The following is a 17375-nucleotide window of genomic DNA, read 5'->3' on the forward strand; positions in this document are numbered from 1 at the left end:
CTGGGCCGTCCCCGTCGTCGACGAGGCGGGCAGCGCCCTCGACATCAGCGCCGGCTCGCCCACCGCCTCGGCCGAGAAGGTCGGAGGCGTCGGCGGCCAGTTGGTCAACGCCTCCGCCAGCCTCGGCGACAGCTACACGATCCATGCCGCCTTCGCCGCCGACGCGCTCTCCGTCGGACGCTGGAGGGTGCAGACCTGGCTGGAGCTGGGCGGCGAGCCGCAGATGCTCGACCAGTTCGAGATCCGGGTTCAGGAGGCCAACGGCTGAGAGGGTTTCAAGGCCCGTTCAAGGGCCGGAAAAGTGCTGACACTTTCCTTGCGCGCTTCGGCCAACAATTTTTGCGCGCTACACCGCGCTTGCGCGGGCTTGTCCTTGACCGGGGCGGGCGAGTCGCTCAGGCATCTTCAGCGAGAGACGGATCCGGAGGACAGGCGCGGGCCCTGTTCTCTGGTGAGTCAGGAGCGTCCTGCGCGTCTCCCGCGCGCCGCCCGCCCCAAGGCCCCCGTCCCCCACGCGCCCCCGCCCGCCCCGCGCCGCGGGCGAGCCCTTGCCCCCGGCGCGACGCCCGACGCGGCGCCCTCCTCGAACGAGCGACGGCGCGCCCCTGCCGCAGGGCGCGCCGCCTGGCCTCCCGTCCGCGGCCGCTCCTGGCGCCCCGGACATCCCCGCGGGAGGCCCCCCCTCGGAGGGGTCCCGACGGGTCACACCGTCAGGTGTCTGCGGACCTCCGGATCGTCCAGGCTCTCGGCGGGGCCGGAGTGCACGATCTCGCCGCGGTCCATGATGTAGATGTGGTCCGCGAGCTCCCGGCAGAAATCGAGGTATTGCTCGATCAACAGGATGGTCAGGCCGTGCTCGTCGCGCAGGAACTGGATGGCGCGGCCGATGTCCTTGATGATCGAGGGCTGGATGCCCTCGGTCGGCTCGTCGAAGGCGATCAGCTTGGGGCGCATCACCAGGGCCCGGCCGATGGCGAGCTGCTGCTGCTGGCCGCCGGAGAGGTCGCCGCCGCGGCGATGCAGCATGGTCTTGAGGATCGGGAACAGCTCGAACACGTAGTCGGGGATGGTGCGGTCTTTCGACGGCAGGCCCGCGTAGCCGGTCTGCAGGTTCTCCTTCACCGTCAGCAACGGGAAGATCTCGCGGCCCTGGGGGACGAGGCCGATGCCGGCCCGCGCCCGGTCGTGGGACGAGCGCTTTCCCAGCGCCGTCCCCTCGAAGGTGATCGAGCCGCCCGAGGGCGGGTGCTGGCCCACGATCGAGCGGATCAGCGAGGTCTTGCCGACCCCGTTGCGGCCGAGCAGGCAGGTGATCTTGCCCTGCTCGACGGTGAGGTTCACGCCGCGAAGGGCCTGGGCCGCGCCGTAGTGGAGGGTGACGTTCTCGACGGTCAGCATCTCAGCGCCCCAGATAGACTTCGATGACCTGGGGATCGGCCGACACGTGGTCGAGCGATCCCTCGGACAGGACATGGCCTTCGTGCAGGCAGGTGACCTTCACGCCGAGGTCGCGCACGAAGCCCATGTCGTGCTCGACCACCACCACCGAGTGATCGACGGCGATGTCGCGCAGGAGACGCGCGGTCTCCTCGGTCTCGGCGTCGGTCATGCCGGCGACGGGCTCGTCGACCAGCAGCAGCTTGGGGTCCTGGGCGAGCAGCATGCCGATCTCGAGCCACTGCTTCTGGCCGTGGGAGAGGAAGGCCGCCAGTTCGTTGCGGCGGCGCTCCAGGCGGATGACCTCGAGGATCTCGTCGATGCGCTGCCGGTCGGGCTTGTTGGAGCGGTAGAAGAGCGCGGGGATGCCGCGGCGCTCGCCCTTCAGCGACAGGAGCAGGTTGTCGGCGACGGTCTGCGTCTCGAACACCGTGGGCTTCTGGAACTTCCGGCCGATGCCCATCTGGGCGATGGTGGGCTCGTCGTGCTTGGTGAGGTCCACGTCGCCCATGAAGAAGACGTCGCCTTTGTCGGGGCGGGTCTTGCCGGTGATGATGTCCATCATCGTGGTCTTGCCGGCGCCGTTGGGGCCGATGATGGCGCGCATCTCGCCCTTCATCAGCACGAAGCTCAGCTCGTTGATCGCCTTGAACCCGTCGAAGCTGCGGGAGACGCCGTCGAGGTAGAGCAGCGTGTCCTTGCGGGCCGAGGGGACGGGGGCGTGCTTCGGCGGGGCCTTGGGGGCGGATTTCGGCTCTGCGGGGATCTTCACGGGGATCTCGGTCATGGCGCTCACTCCCCGGCGGTCGCGTCGGCGACGGGCTGGTCGGTTTCCTCGTCCTTGCCTTTCGGCGCCTTCGCGCGGCGGCCGAAGGCCTTGCGGATCAGGCCGGCGACGCCCTCGGGCAGGAACAGGGTGGTGAGGATGAAGAGGCCGCCCAGCGCGAAGAGCCAGTATTCGGGCAGGACGCCGGTGAACCAGGACTTGGCGGCGTTGACCAGGACCGCGCCGCCGATCGGGCCGACCAGGGTGCCGCGGCCGCCGACGGCGGTCCAGACCACCATCTCGATGGAGTTGGCCGGGGCGAACTCGCCGGGGTTGATGATGCCGACCTGGGGGACGTAGAGGGCGCCGGCGATGCCGGCCATCACCGCCGAGACGACCCAGGCGAACAGCTTGATGTTCTCGGGGCGGTAGCCGAGGAAGCGGGTGCGGGCCTCGGCGTCGCGGACGGCGCGCAGGATCTTGCCGTATTTCGAGCCGGTGATCGCGGCGGCGATCAGCAGGTTGAGCGCCAGGAAGAAGGCCGTGAGGAAGAACAGGGCGGAGCGGACCTGGCCCGATTGCAGGTCATAGCCGAGCACGTCCTTGAAGTCGGTCAGGCCGTTGTTGCCGCCGAAGCCCATGTCGTTGCGGAAGAAGGCCAGCAGCAGGGCGTAGGTCATCGCCTGGGTGATGATCGAGAGATAGACGCCGGTCACGCGGCTGCGGAAGGCGAACCAGCCGAAGATGAAGGCCAGCAGGCCCGGGACCAGCATCACCATCAGGCAGGCGAAGAGGAAGCTGTCGAAGCCGTACCAGAACCACGGCAGCTCCTTCCAGTTCAGGAACACCATGAAGTCGGGCAGGATCGGGTCGCCGTAGACGCCCCGGGTCCCGATCTCGCGCATCAGGTGCATGCCCATGGCGTAGCCGCCCAGCGCGAAGAAGGCCCCGTGGCCAAGCGAGAGGATCCCGCAGTAGCCCCACACCAGGTCCAGCGCCAAGGCGGCCATGCCGTAGCAGAGGTACTTGCCGTAGAGGGGGACCAGGTGGTCGGCGACATGGAACGGCGAGGAGGGCGGCACCGCCAGGTTCAGCACCGGCACCAGCACGCCGATGCCGAGGATCACCAGCATCGAGATGAGGATCACGGGGGACTTCAGACCCCCGGCGAGGAAACGTCCGAGGATCATTCGACCGCCCTTCCCTTCAGCGCGAACAGGCCGCGCGGCCGGCGCTGGATGAAGAGGATGATGAAGACGAGGATCAGGATTTTTCCCAATACCGCGCCCGCATAGGGTTCAAGGAACTTGTTGGCGACGCCCAGCGTCAGGCCGCCCACCAGCGTCCCCCACAGGTTTCCGACGCCGCCGAACACCACGACCATGAAGCTGTCGATGATGTAGCCGCGCCCGAGGTTGGGGGAGACGTTGTCGATCTGGCTCAGCGCCACCCCGGCGATGCCCGCGATGCCCGAGCCGAGCGCGAAGGTCAGCGCGTCCACCCAGGGCGTGCGGATGCCCATGGCGGAGGCCATGCGCCGGTTCTGGGTGACGGCGCGCATCTGCAGGCCCAGCGAGGAGCGGTTGATCGCGAACAGCAGCGCCACGAACACGAACAGCGCGAAGCACACGATCCACAGGCGCGACCAGGTGATCGACATCTCGCCCAGCTCGAAGGCGCCCGACATCCACGAGGGGTTGCCGACCTCGCGGTTGTTGGGGCCGAAGATCGTGCGCACCGCCTGCTGGAGGATCAGGCTGACGCCCCAGGTGGCCAGCAGCGTCTCCAGCGGGCGGCCGTAGAGGTGGCGGATGATGCCCCGCTCCATGATCAGGCCCACGAAGCCCGCGACCAGGAAGGCCAGCGGCAGGGCGATCAGGAGCGACCAGTCGAAGAGCCAGGGGAAGCTGTTCCGGATCGTCTCCTGCACCACGAAGGTGGTGTAGGCGCCCAGCATCACCATCTCGCCATGGGCCATGTTGATCACGCCCATCACGCCGAAGGTGATGGCGAGGCCGATGGCCGCCAGGAACAGGACCGAGCCCAGCGAGATGCCGTACCAGATGTTCTGGCCCGCCTGCCACATGGCGAGCCTGGTCTCGATCGCCTCGATGCCCTCGTCCGCGGCGTCGGCCATCTCGCCGGTCGCCTGGTTGCGGTAGCCCAGCAGCACGCCCAGCGCCGCCTGGTCGCCGCGCTGGGAGATGACCTCGATCGAGGCGCGGATGATCTCGGGATCGTCGGAGGAGGCGAGCTGGATCGCGGCGACGGCCTGCTCCAGCCGCCGGCGCACGTCGGGGTCCTGCTCGGCCGCGAGCGCGGCCTGGACGGGCTCGAGCTGCTCGGGGTCGGCGGCGGCGAAGATGGTGTCGGCGGCGGACATGCGCACGACCGGGTCGGCGGCGCGCAGGGTCAGCGCCGAGATCGTCTCGTCGATCATCGAGCGGATCGAGTTCTTGATCCGGATGCGCTCGAGGCGCGGGCCCTTCTCGGCGACCGTCTCGCCGGTGACCGGGTCGAGCAGCGCGTCGGCGCCCTCGATCACCACCGCCCCGTCGGGCGTGACCTTCAGCTCGTTCTCGCCCAGCGCCCTCAGCGCCCGGACGGCGAGCGGATCGCCGATCGCGCCCAGCTCCTGGATCGTCGCCTCGACGCCGGAGAAGCCGTCGGCGGTCGCGAATTTCTGAATGGCGGCGGAGACCTGCGCCTCGTCGGCGGAGGCGCGCTCGGCCGCCAGCGCGCCGAGCGCAAGCGTGACGGCGAGAGCGAGAATGCGAAGCAGCGGCATGGGGTGCGGCCCTGGATCAATCGGCCCCCGGGGGACGGCGCGGGGATGACGCGCCGGGGGCGGGCGGAGAGGGCGGGCCGAAGCCCGCCCTCCCACTGCTCGACGGGTTCAGGCGAGGGCGCTCACGAGCCCTTGCCGCCGCACTTGCCGGTGGCGACGTTGAAGTTCCCGCACTCCATGGGCTTGCGCCAGTCGGAGATCAGGTCCTTGGAGTCGGGCAGGAAGTCCGACCAGGCGTCGCCGGGAACCAGGCCCGGGGTCTCGTAGACGATCGAGAACTGACCGTCGTCCATGATCTCGCCGATCAGGACGGGCTTGGTGATGTGGTGGTTGGGCATCATCGCCGAGTAGCCGCCCGAGAGGTTGGGGACGGTCACGCCGATCAGGCTGTCGATCACCGCGTCGGCGTCGGTGGTGCCGGCCGCCTCGACGGCCTTCAGCCACATGTTGAAGCCGATGTAGTGGGCCTCCATCGGGTCGTTGGTCACGCGCTCGGCGCCGGCGAAGGTCTTCCAGGCCTCGATGAACTCGGCGTTGACGTCGGCCTCGACGGACTGGAAGTAGTTCCAGGCGGCCAGGTGGCCCTCCAGCGGCGCGGTGTCGAGACCGGCCAGCTCCTCCTCGCCCACCGAGAAGGCGACGACGGGGATGTCGGTGGCCGCGACGCCCTGGTTGCCGAGCTCCTTGTAGAACGGCACGTTGGCGTCGCCGTTGATGGTCGAGACCACCGCGGTCTTCTTGCCGGCCGAGCCGAAGGCCTTGATGTCGGACACGATCGTCTGCCAGTCGGCGTGGCCGAAGGGCGTGTAGTTGATCATGATGTCCTCGGGCGCCACGCCCTTGGCCTGCAGGTAGGCCTCGAGGATCTTGTTGGTCGTGCGCGGGTAGACGTAGTCGGTGCCGGCCAGCACCCAGCGCTCGACGCCTTCCTCGTTCATCAGGTAGTCGACGGCGGGGATCGCCTGCTGGTTCGGGGCGGCGCCGGTGTAGAAGACGTTGCGCTGGCTCTCCTCGCCCTCGTACTGGACGGGGTAGAAGAGGATCGAGTTCAGCTCCTCGAACACCGGCAGCACGGACTTGCGCGACACCGAGGTCCAGCAGCCGAAGACCACGTCGACGCCGTTGCCCGAGATCAGCTCGCGCGCCTTCTCGGCGAACAGCGGCCAGTCGGAGGCGGGGTCGACCACGACGGCCTCGAGCTGCTTGCCCAGCAGGCCGCCCTTCTTGTTCTGCTCCTCGATGAGCATCAGCATGACGTCTTTGAGCGTCGTCTCCGAGATCGCCATCGTGCCGGACAGCGAATGCAGGATGCCGACCTTGATGGTCTCCTGCGCCTGGGCCGAGAGGGCCAGGGTCAGGGTGGACAGGGCCGTGGCCGCGGCGAGCGCGGTCTTGCGGACGGAAATCATTGGCATCTCCCTCTGGTGGTCCCCGGATTGGGTTGCGTAGGCGCCGCCGCACCTGTTGCAAGCGCCGGGCCAAGTCGCGCCGGACCCGTCGGTTCATGGCGATTTCGCGACATCCACGCGGCAGGGGTTGGGCCCGCGCGGGCGGCGGCGCCGCCAGGCGGGATGACGCTTCGACGACGACGGATTAGCTGAGGTTGCGCAAAGGTTAGGCACTGTTCAGATTTCCGGCAGGTCAGCCGCCCATCGTATCGGCGCCGGGCGGGCCGGCGCCCTCCATCGCGATACGACGCAGGGTCGGCGCGCCCTCTTGCGCCGCGCGTGTTGCGGCGCAACACTCGGCCCGAAACGAAGGGGACCCCGCACCTTGGCCAAGACGCTGAAGATCGCCGTGGTGGAGCGCGACCGCGACCGCGCCGTGATGATCGTCGACGGGCTGCGCGACGCCGGCGACCACGAGGTGATCGTGATCGGGGACGAGACGGGCCTCTCGCGCCGCCTGTCGGAGATCAATCCCGACGTGGTGCTGATCGACCTCGAGAACCCGTCCCGCGACGTGCTGGAAGAACTGGCGCTGGCCTCCGGGCCGATGGAGCGGCCGGTGGCGATGTTCGTGGATCGCTCCGACCTGGCGCTGACCCAGGCGGCGATCGAGGCGGGCGTCAGCGCCTACATCGTCGACGGGCTCCAGAAACAGCGCATCAAACCGATCATTGACGCCGCGGTGGCGCGGTTTCAGATGTTCGCACGCGTTCGATCGGAGCTCGCCGCCACCAAGGCCGCGCTGGCCGAGCGCAAGACGCTCGATCGCGCCAAGGGCATCCTGATGAAGTCCCGCGGCATCTCGGAGGACGAGGCCTACGCGCTGATCCGGCGCGCGGCGATGGACCAGGGACGGAAGGTGGCGGAAGTGGCGCAGGCCCTGATCACGGCGGCGGAGCTGCTGAAATGAACCGCGACGCCATCGAGGTAGGGTTCATCCCGCTCGTCGACTGCGCGCCGCTGGTCGTCGCCAAGGAGATCGGTTTCGCCGAGGAGGAGGGGCTGGACCTGTCCCTGCGCAAGGCGCCGAGCTGGTCGAGCCTGCGCGACCGCCTGGCGCTGGGGGCGCTCGACGCGGCCCACATGCTGGCGCCGATGCCGGTGGCGATGAGCCTCGGGCTCGGCGGCATCCCCGCGCCGCTGGACGCGCTGGCGATGATTTCGGTCAACGGCGACGTGATCGGCGTCTCCACCGCGCTCGCCGCGCGGATGAACGCGCTGGGCGAGCGGCCGGGCTTCATGGACGCGCAGGCCGTGGGCCGGCGCCTGATCGAGGCCGCCGAGGGCCGCCTGCGCCTGGGCGTGCCGTTCCCGTTCTCGATGCACGCGGAGCTGCTCTACTACTGGCTCGACGCGCTGGGGCTGCGCTCGCCCCAGGAGCTCGACGTGCGCACCGTGCCGCCCCCGCAGATGGCCGAGGCGATGGCCGCGGGCGAGATCGACGCCTTCTGCGTGGGCGAGCCCTGGGGCTCGGTCGCGGTCGAGACCGGGGTCGCCGAGATCATCCTGCCCGGCTGCGCGATCTGGCGCTTCGCGCCGGAGAAGGTGCTCGCCGTGCGCCGCGGCTGGGCGGAGGAGCAGCCGGCGCGGGCCGAGCAGCTGATGCGCGCGGTCTGGCGGGCGGGCAAGTGGCTGTCGGATCCCGCGCACCGGCTGGCCGCGTCGGAGCTGCTGGCCCGGCCCGACTACGTCGACGTCCCCTCAGAGATCATCGAGCGGGCGCTGAACGGGCGCCTGGTGATCGCGGCCACGGGCGAGGAGCGGCGCGCCCCGCGCTTCGTCGAGTTCTTCGACGCCGCCGCCACCTTTCCCTGGCGCAGCCAGGCGGTGTGGATGGCGACGCGGCTGGCGGAGCGCAACGGGCTCGACCGGGCGGAGGCCGCGAAGGCCGCGCGGGCCTGCTTCCGCACCGACCTCTACCGGCGCAACCTCGGGCCCGCGGGCGCCGACCTGCCCGGCGCGTCGGAGAAGCTGGAGGGCGCGCTCGACCAGCCGACCGCCGTGGCCTCGGCCGCGGGGCGGATGATCCTGGGGCCGGACCTGTTCTTCGACGGCCGGGTCTTCGATCCCTCGGAAGCTGCGTGAAGCGCGCGCGCGTGGTCGCGGCCTACGCCGCCGCCTATCCCGATCCGATCCGCCTGCGGGCCGGCGAGGCGATGGTCCTGACCGGGGCCGAGGACCTGTGGGACGGCTGGCGCTGGCTGTGGGCGCGGGCCCCCGACGGGCGCGAGGGCTGGGTCCCCGACGACCTGCCCCGCCCCGGCCCCGTCGCCGCGCGCGACTACGACGCCCGCGAGCTGAGCTGCGAGGCCGGAGAGGTCCTGCCGGTCGAGGAGCTGCGCCACGGCTGGGCCCGCCTGCGCCGGGGCGAGGCGACGGGCTGGGTCCCCCTGCGCTGCCTGGAGGCGGCGGACCCGGACTGAGTGCCGGATTTCTGGGCGCCCGCTGATCCATGCCTCCTGTTTCATCCATGGAACCGCTTTTCGGCTTGCGCGACGCCTCGGATTCGCGCTAGATGGATCCCAGCGCAGGGCAATGGAGTCCGGCGCGCCACTCACCCAAAGCACGGGTAACGCGGGCAAGGCTGCTCGATCGTCTCGGACCTCTCTTCCGGTCCCGGGAACAGATCGTGCGGCCTTTTTTCGTTTTTCACCCCTGCCGACCGGCGACGGCGCGCAGGGGACGGACTGGAGACAGACCATGACCCTCGTGAAAGGCGCGGCCGCCCTCCTCGGCGCCGCCTCGCTCCTCCCTCTCGCCTCGCCGGCCGTCGCCGAGTTCCACGACGTCGAGAAGGACGAGCTGAAGTTCGGCTTCATCAAGCTGACCGACATGGCCCCGCTGGCCATCGCCTACGAGAAGGGCTTCTTCGAGGACGAGGGCCTGTTCGTGACGCTGGAGCCGCAGGCCAACTGGAAGGTGCTGCTGGATCGCGTGATCGACGGACAGCTCGACGGCGCCCACATGCTGGCGGGCCAGCCGCTGGCCGCCACCATCGGCTATGGCACGCAGGCGCATATCATCACCCCCTTCTCGATGGACCTGAACGGCAACGGCATCACCGTGTCGAACGAGGTCTGGGCGGAGATGAAAAAGCACATCCCCACCGGCGCCGACGGCAAGCCGGTGCATCCGATCCCGGCCAGCGCGCTGAAGCCGGTGATCGACAAGTACAAGGCCGAGGGAAAGCCCTTCAACATGGGCATGGTGTTCCCCGTCTCGACCCACAATTACGAGCTGCGCTACTGGCTGGCCGCCGGCGGCGTGAAGCCCGGCTACTACTCGCCCGAGAACGTCACCGGCCAGATCGACGCCGACGCGCTGCTGTCGGTGACGCCCCCGCCGCAGATGCCCGCGACGCTCGAGGCCGGGACGATCTACGGCTACTGCGTGGGCGAGCCGTGGAACCAGGCGGCGGTGTTCAAGGGCATCGGCGTGCCGGTGATCACCGACTACGAGATCTGGAAGAACAACCCCGAGAAGGTGTTCGGCATCACCGCCGCCTTCGCGCAGGAGAACCCCCAGACCGCCATCGCCGTGACCAAGGCGCTGATCCGGGCGGCCATGTGGCTCGACGAGAACGACAACGCCAACCGCGCCGAGGCGGTGGAGATCCTGAGCCGGCCCGAATACGTGGGCGCCGACGCCGAGGTCATCGCCGCCTCGATGACCGGGACGTTCGAGTACGAGAAGGGCGACGTGCGCGAGATCCCCGACTTCAACGTCTTCTTCCGCCACCACGCGACCTATCCCTACTACTCGGACGCGGTCTGGTACCTGACCCAGATGCGCCGCTGGGGACAGATCGCCGAGGCCAAGGCCGACGGCTGGTACGACGAGACCGCGAAGTCGGTCTATCGCCCGGACATCTACCTCGAGGCCGCAAAGTCGCTGATCGACGACGGGCTCGCCTCGGAGGCGGACTTCGACTTCGCCACCGACGGCTACAAGGCGCCCCAGTCCGAGTTCATCGACGGGATCACCTACGACGGCCGCGCCCCCAACGCCTATCTGGAGCAGTTCCCGATCGGCCTGAAGGGCGAGCAGAAGGTCGTCGGCTCCAACGTCGAGGGCTGAGCCCCGCCCCGTCCGGGGGGCGCGTTCCCCGCCCCCCGGCGCCTCGGGCCCCGGCCGCGCGCCCCTCGCGCGCGGCGCCCCGGCCCGAGGCCGCGTCCGACGGTTTCCCCCCTGTCCCCGTCGGACGCCCCCCGAGACGCACGGCACCCCAAAGGCACCTGGCGCGACGCGCGCCGCCTCATCTCGAAAGGCCCTTCCAGATGACCGCGATCCCCGACGCGAACCTCGAGCGCGACGCCGCCCGCGCGGAGCGCAAGGCGCGCCTGTTCACCCGGATCAACAAGGCCTCCGGCTGGCTCGACATCCTCGGCCTGAGCTTCCTGACCCCGCTGGCCAGGATCGCCGCGGGCGACGATCCCCGCGCGCAGGGCAAGGAGCTGTGGCGCCTGCTGGGCGTGCCGCTGGTCGCCATCGGCGCCTTCCTGCTGGCCTGGGCCTGGCTCGCGCCGCAGGTCGAGACCTCGCTCGGCGCCGTGCCCGGCCCGGTGCAGGTGTGGACCGAGGCGGTGGAGCTGAACGCGGACGCCGCGCGCAAGGCCGCCGACGAGGCCGACTTCTACGCCCGCCAGGACGAGCGCAACGCCAGGTTCGAGGCCGCCGGCAAGGCCGACCGCATCAAGTGGCGCGACTACACCGGGGCGCCGAGCTACTACGACCAGATCTGGACCTCGATCCAGACGGTGTTCTTCGGCTTCCTGATCGGCACGGCCGTGGCGGTGCCGATGGGGATCGTGATGGGGCTGTCGCCCTATGCGGCCGCGGGGCTCAACCCGCTGATCCAGATCTTCAAGCCGGTGTCGCCGCTGGCCTGGCTTCCGATCGTGACGATGATCGTCTCGGCGGTCTACGTGACCAACGACGGCCTGTTCTCGAAGTCGTTCCTGAACTCGGCGATCACGGTGACGCTGTGCTCGCTGTGGCCGACGCTGATCAACACCTCGCTGGGCGTCGCCTCGGTCGACAAGGACCTGGTGAACGTGGGCCGCGTGCTGAAGCTCTCGACCTGGACCAAGGTCACCAAGCTGATCCTGCCCTCGGCGCTGCCGCTGATCTTCACCGGCCTGCGGCTGTCGCTGGGCGTGGGCTGGATGGTGCTGATCGCGGCCGAGATGCTGGCGCAGAACCCGGGCCTTGGGAAGTTCGTGTGGGACGAGTTCCAGAACGGGTCTTCGTCCTCGCTCGCCAAGATCATGGTCGCGGTCTTCACCATCGGGATCATCGGCTTCCTGCTGGACCGGCTGATGTACGCGATCCAGTCGATGTTCACCTACTCGACCAACCGCTGAGCCCGAACTGGAGGACATGGCCATGACCCCCATTCTCGAATTCAAGGGCGTCTCCAAGGGCTTCGGCGAAGGGCTGAGCCGGGACGAGATCCTGACCAACATCAACCTCTCGGTGCGCGACGGCGAGTTCCTGGCGATCCTGGGCTTCTCGGGGACCGGCAAGACCACGCTGATCAACCTGATGGCGGGGCTGGAACATCCCGACCGCGGCGAGGTCCTGTTCGCCGGCCGCAGGATCGAGGGGCCGGGGCCGGAGCGGGGGCTGGTGTTCCAGTCCTACTCGCTGATGCCCTGGCTGACGGTGCGCGGCAACGTGAGCCTGGCGGTGGATGCGGTCCACAAGGGCAAGTCGCGCGCCCAGCGGACCGAGCTGGTCGAGAAGTATGTGCGCATGGTCGGCCTGGGCCATGCCTTCGACCGGCGGCCGGCGGAGCTGTCGGGCGGCATGCGCCAGCGGGTCTCGGTGGCCCGCGCGCTGGCGATGCAGCCGCAGGTGCTGCTGATGGACGAGCCGCTGTCGGCGCTGGATGCGCTGACGCGGGCCAATCTGGCCGACGAGATCGAGCGGATCAGCCAGGTCGAGAAGAAGACCGTGGTCCTGATCACCAACGACGTGGACGAGGCGATCATCCTCGCCGACCGGATCGTGTGCCTGAACCCCGACGGGACGCTGGGCGCGCAGTATGACGTGACCCTGCCCCGGCCCCGCGACCGGGCGGCGATGAACCATGACGAGGCCTTCAAGCGCCTGCGCGGCGAGGTCACCCAGTACCTGATGGACGTGGGCATCAATGCGAAGTCCGCCGAGACGCGGAGCCTGCCCAACGTGACGCCGCTCCACGCCCTGCCCAGCGCCTATGCGAAGGCGGCGGCGGAGACGAGTTCGGACGAGCGCTATCTGCAGTATTCGCAGCTCCACAAGATCTATCCCACGCCGAAGGGGCCGCTGACGGTGGTCGAGGATTTCGAATTGACCCTGAAGAAGGGGGAGTTCGTCTCGCTGATCGGCCATTCCGGCTGCGGCAAGTCCACGGTGCTGACGATGACGGCGGGGCTCAACGACATCTCCAAGGGCGCCATCGTGCTCGACGGGCGGCATGTCGAGGGCGCGGACCCCGAGCGGGCGGTGGTGTTCCAGAGCCCCAGCCTGTTCCCCTGGCTGACCGCCAAGCAGAACGTCGCGGTGGGCGTGGACCGGGTCTATCCCAAGGCCAGCCAGGCCGAGCGGCAGGACGTGGTGGAATACTACCTCGAGCGGGTGGGGCTGGGCGACGCGATGGACAAGCCCGCCGCCGAGATGTCGAACGGCATGCGCCAGCGGGTGGGGATCGCGCGGGCCTTCGCGCTGTCGCCGAAGCTGCTGCTCCTCGACGAGCCCTTCGGAATGCTGGACAGCCTGACGCGCTGGGAACTCCAGGAAGTGCTGATGGAGGTGTGGTCGCGCACCCAGGTCACCGCGGTCTGCGTCACCCATGACGTGGACGAGGCGATCCTGCTCGCCGACCGGGTGGTGATGATGACCAACGGTCCCCGCGCCACCATCGGCAGGATCATGGAGGTCGACCTGCCCCGCCCGCGCACCCGCAAGGCGCTGCTGGAGCATCCCGACTACTACCGCTACCGCGAGCAGCTGCTCTCGTTCCTCGAGGAATACGAGCATGGCCGCAAGCCGGCGGCAGCCCCGGCCCCCTCCTCGCCGCGGAGCGAGGCCGCGTAAGCGGCCCCTCCCGTCCCCAAGGAGAGACGAGATGCTCACCCCCTCCCCGGCGGATGCGGCGCAGGCGGCCATGGCCCCCCTGCCCGCCGACCGCCCCTTCATCCGGGCCACCGAGGTCTGGGTCCCCGACGCCCACGGCGCGCGGCTGCGGCTGGCCTCTGGGCTTTACGGCGACATGGCGGAGTTCGCCGCCGTCTCCGGCGCCGAGAGCTTCGGCGTCGCCGAGGGCCTGCCCGGCAAGGCCTGGGCCGAGGGCCGGCCGGTGGTCCTCAAGGGCTTCCGCGGCAGCTACTTCAAGCGCACCGAGGCGGCCGAGGCCGCCGGCCTGACCGCCGCCGTCGCGGTCCCCGTCTTCGCCGGCCGCACGCTGAAGGGCGTGGTGGTGTTCCTGTTCGGCGACGACGCCGCGCATGTCGGCGCGGTCGAGGTCTGGCGCGCCTCCCAGGAGCCGGGGGCGGTGATGCGCCTGCTCGACGGCTACTACGGCGCCGCCGAGCATTTCGAGTGGATCAGCCGGCGCAGCCAGTTTCCCCGCCGCGCAGGCCTGCCGGGAACGGTCTGGGCCAGCGGCTCGGCGGCGCTGTTCCGCAACCTGGGGGCCAGCCACCGCTTCATCCGCGCCGAGGGCGCGGCGCAGGCGGGACTGACCACCGGGCTGGGCCTGCCCGTGCCCTCGCCGACCGAGAGCGCCTATGTGCTGACCCTGCTCAGCGCCCTGGGCACGCCCATCGCCCGGCGCTTCGAGATCTGGGAGCGCGAGGGCGACGGGCCGGCCGCGCTGGTCGACGCGGTCGGCGACGGGGGCGAGAGCCTCTTCGACGGCGCGGCCCCGCCGGTCGTGGCCCCGGGCGAGGGCCTGATCGGCCAGGCGCTGGCGACCGGGGTCCCCGCGGCCTCGGACGCCTTCGCCGGCGCCCCGGCCAACGCCGCCGAGCGCGCCGCCGCCGCCGCCGGGTTCGGCGCGACGGTGGTCTTCCCCATTCACTCAGGCGACCGCGCGACGCAGGTCGCCGCCTGGTATTTCCGAGGAGGCGAGGCATGACGCAGAAACTGGTCGTCATCGGGGCCGGCATGGCCTCGGGCCGGGCGCTGGAGGAGCTGTTCGCCCTCTCGCCCGACGCCTGGGAGGTGACGCTGTTCGGGGCGGAGCCGCGCGGCAACTACAACCGCCTGATGCTCTCCCCCGTGCTGGCGGGCGAAAAGACCTATGAGGAGATCGTCACCCACGACGACGCCTGGTATCGCGACAACCGCGTGACCTGCCGCTTCGGCGAGAAGGTGACGGGCATCGACCGGGCGCGGAAGGTGGTGATCTCGGAGGGGGGCGAGACCCCCTACGACAAGCTGATCGTGGCCACCGGCTCGCAGCCCTTCATCATCCCGGTGCCGGGCAAGGATCTGCCGGGGGTGATCACCTTCCGGGACCTCGACGACGTGAACCGGATGCGCGCGGCCGCGGCGAAGCCGGGCGCGAAGGCGGTGGTGATCGGCGGCGGTCTGCTGGGGCTCGAGGCCGCGGCGGGGCTGCAGGTGCAGGGGATGGAGGTCACCGTCCTCCACCTGATGCCCCACCTGATGGAGCGGCAGCTGGATCCCGCCGCCGCCTACCTCCTGCAGAAGGAGCTGGAAGGCCGCGGCATCCGCGTGATGTGCAAGGCCGACACCGGCGAGATCATGGGCGAGACCCAGGTCGAGGGCGTCCGGCTGAAGGACGGGACCGAGATCCCCGCCGACATCGTGGTGATGGCGGTGGGCATCCGCCCGGACACGGCGCTCGCGAAAGAAGCCGGCCTCGCCGTCGGGCGGGGCATCCATGTCGACGACCAGATGGTGACCTCGGACGAGGACATCCTCGCGGTCGGCGAGTGCGTGGAGCATGACGGGAACGTCTACGGCCTCGTCGCCCCGCTCTACGAGATGGGCAAGGTGCTGGCGAAGACCCTGATGGGGGAGGCGGCGGCCTACAAGGGCTCGGTCATGTCGACCAAGCTGAAGGTGACCGGCGTCGACCTGTTCTCGGCCGGCGACTTCGCCGAGGGCGAGGACCGCGACGAGATCGTGTTCCGCGACCCCTCCCGCGGGGTCTACAAGCGCCTGGTGCTGCGCGAGGACCGCATCATCGGCGCGGTGATGTACGGCGAGACCGCCGACGGGAACTGGTATTTCGGCCTGCTCAAGGACAAGGCCGACGTCTCGGAGATGCGCGACACGCTCGTCTTCGGCGCCGCCTTCCAGGGAGGGGCCAGGCTGGACCCTATGGCGGCCGTTGCAGCCTTGCCGGATGATGCGGAGATCTGCGGCTGCAACGGCGTGTGCAAGGGGCAGATCGTCTCCGCCATCACCGAGAAGGGGCTGACCGGCCTCGACGCGGTGAAGGCGCACACCAAGGCGTCCTCGTCCTGCGGGACGTGTTCGGGGCTGGTCGAGCAGATCCTGCAGATGACGCTCGGCGGCGACTACCAGGCCCAGACGGTCAAGCCGATGTGCCCCTGCACCGAGCTGACCCACATGGACGTCCGCCGCCTGATCAAGAGCCAGCAGCTCAAGTCGATCCCCGCGGTGATGCAGGAGCTGGGCTGGAAGACGTCCTGCGGCTGCGCGTCGTGCCGGCCGGCGTTGAACTACTACCTGCTCTGCGACTGGCCCGGCGAGTATGAGGACGACTACCAGTCCCGCTTCATCAACGAGCGGGTGCATTCCAACATCCAGAAGGACGGCACCTTCTCCGTCGTCCCGCGGATGTGGGGCGGCATCACCAACCCCGCCGAGCTGCGGGCGATCGCGGACGCGGCCGAGAAATACAACGTCCCCACCGTGAAGGTCACCGGCGGCCAGCGCATCGACCTGCTGGGCGTGAAGAAGGACGATCTTCCGAAGATCTGGAAGGATCTGAACGCGGCAGGCCTCGTCTCGGGCCAGGCCTACGCGAAAGGGCTGCGGACCGTGAAGACCTGCGTGGGGACCGACCATTGCCGGTTCGGCACGCAGGACTCGGTGGGGCTGGGGATCGAGCTCGAGAAGAAGCTCTGGGGCTCCTGGACGCCGCACAAGGTGAAGATGGCGGTGACCGGCTGCCCGCGGAACTGCGCCGAGGCGACCTGCAAGGACCTGGGGGTCGTGTGCGTGGACTCGGGCTTCGAGGTGCATATCGGCGGCGCCGCCGGCCTGCACGTGAAGGCGACCGAGCTGCTGTGCAAGCTGACCTCGGAGGAGGCGGTGGTCGAGCACTGCGCGGCGGCCATCCAGCTCTACCGCGAGGAAGCCCAGTACCTGCACCGGATGTACAAGTGGATCGACGCCGTCGGCCTCGATCACGTGAAGGCCCGGGTGGTGGAGGACGCCGAGAGCCGCAGGGCGCTGGCCGACCGCTTCTACTACGCGCAGCGCTTCATGCAGCAGGACCCGTGGAGCGAGCGGGCGAGCGAGGGCGTGCACGCCCACGAATTCGCCCCCCTCGCCGAGATCGCCTGAGGAGGCCGCAACCATGACCGAATGGGTGGACATCGGCGCGCTGGAGGACATCCCCGTGCGCGGCGCGCGCAAGCTCAAGACCCCGATCGGCTGCGTGGGCGTGTTCCGCACCGCCGCCAACGAGGTCTTCGCGCTGGTCGACCGCTGCCCCCACAAGGGCGGCCCGCTGTCGGAGGGCATCGTGCACGGCCGCGCCGTCACCTGCCCGCTGCACAACTGGGTCATCGCGCTCGACACCGGGCTGGCGCAGGGGGCGGACGAGGGCTCGGTCCCCACGGTGCCGGTGAAGCTGGCGGCGGGCCGGGTGCTGGTCGACCGCGGCGCGGTCAGCCTCGCGCAGGCGGCGGAGTGATCCCCGCGCGGTGAAACGCCGGACGGGGAGGGG

General features: G+C 69.8%; 15 protein-coding genes. 10 read left to right on the top strand and 5 right to left on the bottom strand.

Translation table 11 applies throughout. The features are described from left to right. A partial coding sequence (locus BM064_RS27640) for a hypothetical protein (RefSeq protein WP_177236362.1) occupies positions 1-268 on the top strand: 268 nt, incomplete at its 5' end. 434 nt (positions 269-702) lie between these two features. Here BM064_RS27640 and urtE read toward each other — a convergent pair. The 5 genes from urtE to urtA form a co-directional block, all read right to left on the bottom strand. Beyond that, positions 703-1398: an urea ABC transporter ATP-binding subunit UrtE gene (gene urtE, locus BM064_RS21565; RefSeq protein WP_092863785.1), complete on the bottom strand. Its 696-nt coding sequence runs from the start codon at positions 1396-1398 to the stop codon at positions 703-705. Position 1399: 1 nt separating this feature from the next. After that, positions 1400-2224: an urea ABC transporter ATP-binding protein UrtD gene (gene urtD, locus BM064_RS21570; protein WP_092863788.1), complete on the bottom strand. Its 825-nt coding sequence runs from the start codon at positions 2222-2224 to the stop codon at positions 1400-1402. A 5-nt stretch (positions 2225-2229) separates the two neighbouring features. Continuing rightward, entirely contained in the window at positions 2230-3393 is a 1164-nt protein-coding gene (gene urtC / locus BM064_RS21575; protein ID WP_092863791.1) for an urea ABC transporter permease subunit UrtC, read from the bottom strand. After that, complete coding sequence (gene urtB / locus BM064_RS21580; RefSeq protein ID WP_092863794.1) at positions 3390-4991, bottom strand: urea ABC transporter permease subunit UrtB; 1602 nt, start codon at positions 4989-4991, stop codon at positions 3390-3392. Before urtB ends, urtC begins: the two co-directional genes overlap by 4 nt. Before the next feature lie 122 nt (positions 4992-5113). Further along, positions 5114-6400, bottom strand: coding sequence for an urea ABC transporter substrate-binding protein (gene urtA / locus BM064_RS21585; RefSeq protein ID WP_092863797.1), 1287 nt, complete (start codon positions 6398-6400; stop codon positions 5114-5116). Between the two features lie 364 nt (positions 6401-6764). Here urtA and BM064_RS21590 point away from each other — a divergent pair, with 364 nt between their 5' ends. The 9 genes from BM064_RS21590 to nirD all read left to right on the top strand — a co-directional run bounded on the left by BM064_RS21590 (position 6765) and on the right by nirD (position 17342). After that, positions 6765-7349, top strand: a complete 585-nt coding sequence (locus BM064_RS21590; protein WP_092863800.1) for an ANTAR domain-containing response regulator — start codon at positions 6765-6767, stop codon at positions 7347-7349. Next, a complete protein-coding gene (locus BM064_RS21595; RefSeq protein WP_092863803.1) occupies positions 7346-8524 on the top strand; it encodes a CmpA/NrtA family ABC transporter substrate-binding protein in 1179 nt (392 codons plus the stop codon). Before BM064_RS21590 ends, BM064_RS21595 begins: the two co-directional genes overlap by 4 nt. Continuing rightward, positions 8521-8862, top strand: a complete 342-nt coding sequence (locus BM064_RS21600; RefSeq protein WP_092863806.1) for an SH3 domain-containing protein — start codon at positions 8521-8523, stop codon at positions 8860-8862. The genes BM064_RS21595 and BM064_RS21600 overlap by 4 nt, the downstream gene beginning before the upstream one ends. A gap of 277 nt (positions 8863-9139) precedes the next feature. Beyond that, on the top strand, positions 9140-10516 hold the full coding sequence (locus BM064_RS21605) for a CmpA/NrtA family ABC transporter substrate-binding protein (protein ID WP_092863809.1): 1377 nt from the start codon (positions 9140-9142) through the stop codon (positions 10514-10516). A 200-nt stretch (positions 10517-10716) separates the two neighbouring features. Further along, positions 10717-11802 carry an ABC transporter permease gene (locus tag BM064_RS21610; protein ID WP_092863812.1) on the top strand — a complete coding sequence of 362 codons (1086 nt, stop codon included), beginning with the start codon at positions 10717-10719 and terminating at the stop codon, positions 11800-11802. 22 nt (positions 11803-11824) lie between these two features. Further along, positions 11825-13519 (top strand): ABC transporter ATP-binding protein, encoded by a 1695-nt coding sequence (locus BM064_RS21615; protein ID WP_092863815.1) that lies wholly within the window; start codon positions 11825-11827, stop codon positions 13517-13519. A 31-nt stretch (positions 13520-13550) separates the two neighbouring features. Beyond that, positions 13551-14561: a GAF domain-containing protein gene (locus BM064_RS21620; RefSeq protein ID WP_245779244.1), complete on the top strand. Its 1011-nt coding sequence runs from the start codon at positions 13551-13553 to the stop codon at positions 14559-14561. Continuing rightward, complete coding sequence (gene nirB / locus BM064_RS21625; protein WP_092863818.1) at positions 14558-16990, top strand: nitrite reductase large subunit NirB; 2433 nt, start codon at positions 14558-14560, stop codon at positions 16988-16990. The genes BM064_RS21620 and nirB overlap by 4 nt, the downstream gene beginning before the upstream one ends. Positions 16991-17003: 13 nt before the next feature. Further along, positions 17004-17342: a nitrite reductase small subunit NirD gene (gene nirD / locus BM064_RS21630; protein WP_092863821.1), complete on the top strand. Its 339-nt coding sequence runs from the start codon at positions 17004-17006 to the stop codon at positions 17340-17342. The last annotated feature ends 33 nt before the right edge of the window (positions 17343-17375 follow it).

The organism is Albimonas pacifica (assembly GCF_900113695.1).
GTDB lineage: Bacteria > Pseudomonadota > Alphaproteobacteria > Rhodobacterales > Rhodobacteraceae > Albimonas > Albimonas pacifica.